The organism is Frankia sp. CcWB3 (assembly GCF_977927595.1).
Window position 1 is genome coordinate 1 of sequence record NZ_CDWRCK010000154.1, and the last position, 3,460, is coordinate 3,460.

The 3,460-nt window shown below is 68.9% G+C and carries 1 protein-coding gene and 1 pseudogene; both read left to right on the top strand.

All coding sequences use genetic code 11. The features are described from left to right. The first annotated feature begins 230 nt into the window (after nt 1–230). Nucleotides 231–1,859: pseudogene (locus tag ACY5KJ_RS12860) on the top strand (alkaline phosphatase D family protein). 271 nt (nt 1,860–2,130) lie between these two features. Further along, nucleotides 2,131–3,460, top strand: a 1,330-nt coding sequence (locus ACY5KJ_RS12865; RefSeq protein ID WP_462189230.1) for a cytochrome c oxidase subunit I, incomplete at its 3' end; no start/stop codon positions are given.

A 3,460-nucleotide genomic window follows, 5' to 3' on the forward strand; every position in this document is an offset into this window, starting at 1 on the left:
CCGATGAACTTCCCAAACAGGCCCTAGTTGTGACCCGTGACGCCGCGGCCGGTTCTCCGCGTTCCCGCCGATTCCCGCGGGCGCCCTCGCCGTCAGCCGCCACCGGTCAGACTGGTCGACCGGCCGGCACCGATCCGTCGGCACGCGCCGATCCGGGTACCGGTCCTCGCGCCGCCGCCCGGTCCGGCCACGGGACGAACCCGGGGGCCGGTCCACGCCGCCGTGCCGTCCTGCTCAGCGGCCTCGGGCTGGGGGGCGCCGCGCTGGGCGGGGCGAGCCTGGCGGCCTGCAGCGGCTCCGGCGGTTCGATCCCGACCCCCGCTGCCGGCCCTGCGGGCGCCCACCCCGATCGCGGGCGTCACCGACGGGGTCTTCGGGCTCGGGGTCGCCAGCGGCGACCCGTTGCCGGACGGCGTCATCCTCTGGACCCGGCTCGCACCGAGGCCGACCGAGGGCGGCGGCATGCCCACGCGGGACATTGAGATCGACTGGCAGATCGCGACGGACGAGGGTTTCCGCGATGTGGTGCGCGCCGGCACGCAGACCGCGCAGGCGGCGTTCGCGCATTCCGTCCACGTCGACGTCCGCGGACTCGCGCCGGAGCGTGACTACTTCTACCGGTTCCGTGCCGGCACCGTGCTCAGTCCGGTCGGCCGGACCCGGACGGCCGCAGCCCCCGGGAGGGGACCGGAATCGGCCGGCGGTGCCCTGACCTTCGCGCTGGCCTCATGCCAGGACTTCCAGAACGGGTATTGGCCGGCCTTCGACGGCATCGCCGCCGACGCGCCGGACCTCGTCGTCCACGTCGGCGACTACATCTACGAGTATGACCCGAGGAGCACCTATCCGGACCGGCGGCACACCACCCCGCAGCGGCCCGGCCTGGACCAACTCCAGACGCTGGCGGACTGCCGCAACCGGTACGGCCAGTACAAGTCCGATCCTGCCCTGCAGGCCGCTCATCACGTGGCCCCCTGGGTCGTCACCTGGGACGACCACGAGGTCGAGAACAACTACGCCGGGCTGGTCGACGAGGCCGGCGACACCGGGGAGCAACGGCAGGATCCCGCGGCGTTCGCCCGCCAGCGTGCCGCCGCCTACCAGGCGTACTACGAACACATGCCGATCCGGGCGGAGCTGAATCCGGGATCGCCCGACATGCGGATCTACCGGCGGTTCGCGTTCGGGAACCTGGTGACGTTCAACGTCATGGACACCCGGCAGTACCGGACCAGGCAGCCCGGCGACTCCCCGCAGGGCATCGGGCTCGCCGCCCTGGGCCGGGACAACACGGCCGGCACCATGGCCGGCACCGCCCAGGAACGCTGGTTGCGCGACGGCCTGACCACGTCGCGGACCCGCTGGAACGTCCTCGCCCAGCAGACGATGCTGGCCCAGCTGAACGGGCAGCTACCCCTCGGCGAGGGACCACGGCTGGCCAACCTGGATCAGAACGACGGGTACGGCCCCTACCGGGCCCGGTTGCTGTCGGAGATCCGCGACAGCGGCGTGCGCAACCCGGTGGTGCTCTCCGGTGACATCCACTGCGCCTGGGTGAACGACCTCCGGGTCGATTTCGACCGGCCCGAGACGCCGGTCGTCGCGACGGAGTTCGTCTGCACCTCGATCAGCTCGGCCTTCTTCCTCGTCAGCGAGGACTTCGTCCGGCGGAACAATGCCCGGCTCAACCCGCATGTCCGGTATTTTCGCGGTGACCGGCGAGGTTACACACGCGTTCGCGTCACCCCGGACGAATGGCGCGCGGACATGCGGGTCGTCGCCGACATCGCCACTCGCCCACGTCCACGGATGCCACCTGGGTGGTCGAGAACGGGCGGCCCGGCGCGCGGCCGGCCTGAGAGCGAGCGTGCGGCGACAGCACGCTCCGGCCCTGCCGGCCCGCACTGCCGACCGCTTTCCACCCGATTCATCGGAAAAGGCACGGGAATTCGACCACCGGATGACCTCCGCCGGGTGGCCTCGCCGGCCTGCGCATCGCGAATAAATCCGAAGAAACTCGACGGTTCTACGGCCAGGACACCGGTCGCCACGTTAGCCTTTCCCCGGCCCGTCCGCCGCTTTCCACGCGCATTCTGGCGCCGTGCGGACGACGAACATCGGGAGCCGAACGTGACGATTCTACACCAACCGAGAGAACCGGGCGGAGCAGCGGATAGCGGGACGCAGCCGGTGGATGTCGTCGCCGCGCACACCAGGCCACGTACCCCTTTGCTCGGCTATCTGCGGACGACGTCCCACAAGGACATCGCCATCCTGTACGCCGTCACGTCGTTCGGGTTCTTCCTCTTCGCCGGTGTCCTGGCCGTGATGATGCGGGCGGAACTCGCCCGCCCGGGGCTGCAGTACTTCTCCAACGAGCAGTACAACCAGTTTTTCACGCTGCACGGCACACTGATGCTGCTCATGTTCGCCACCCCACTGGCGTTCGCGTTCGCGAACTTCCTGGTGCCGCTGCAGATCGGCGCGCCGGACGTGGCGTTCCCGCGGCTGAACGCGATGTCCTACTGGTTCTTCCTGTTCGGCAGCCTGGCGGTGATCTTCGGGTTCCTGACCCCGGACGGCACCGCGTCCTTCGGCTGGTTCGCCTACTCGCCATTGAACAGCAAGGTGTACTCGCCGGGAGTGGGCTCCGACCTGTGGGTCGTGGGTCTCGCGGTCTCCGGTGTCGGTACCATCCTCGGCGCCGTCAACATGATCACAACGATCCTGACGATGCGGGCCCCGGGCATGACGATGTTCCGGCTGCCGATCTTCTGCTGGACCTTCCTGGCGACCTCGATCCTCGTGCTGATCGCCTTCCCCGTGCTCGCCGCGGCGCTGCTCGCCCTGGAGGCCGACCGGCGCTTCGGCGCGCACGTGTTCGACGCCGCCAACGGTGGCGCGCTGCTCTGGCAGCACCTGTTCTGGTACTTCGGCCACCCCGAGGTCTACATCATCGCCCTGCCGTTCTTCGGCGTCATCAGCGAGATCCTGCCGGTTTTCTCCCGCAAGCCGCTGTTCGGCTACAAGGGCCTGGTCTTCGCCACCATCGGCATCGGAGCCCTGTCCGTCGTGGTGTGGGCGCACCACATGTTCGTCACCGGCGCGGTGCTGCTGCCCTTCTTCGCGCTGATGTCGTTCCTCATCGCGGTGCCGACCGGGATCAAGTTCTTCAACTGGATCGGCACGATGTGGCACGGGCAGCTCACCTTCGAGACGCCGATGCTATTCGCGGTCGGTTTCCTGGTGACCTTCCTGTTCGGTGGCCTGACCGGGGTGCTGCTGGCCAGCCCGCCGATCGACTTCCACGTCAGCGACAGCTACTTCGTCGTCGGCCACTTCCACTACGTCGTCTTCGGGACCGTGGTGTTCGCCGCCTTCGGCGGCACCTACTTCTGGTTCCCGAAGGTCACGGGCCGGATGATGAACGACCGGCTCGGGAAGGTCCATTTCTGGACGC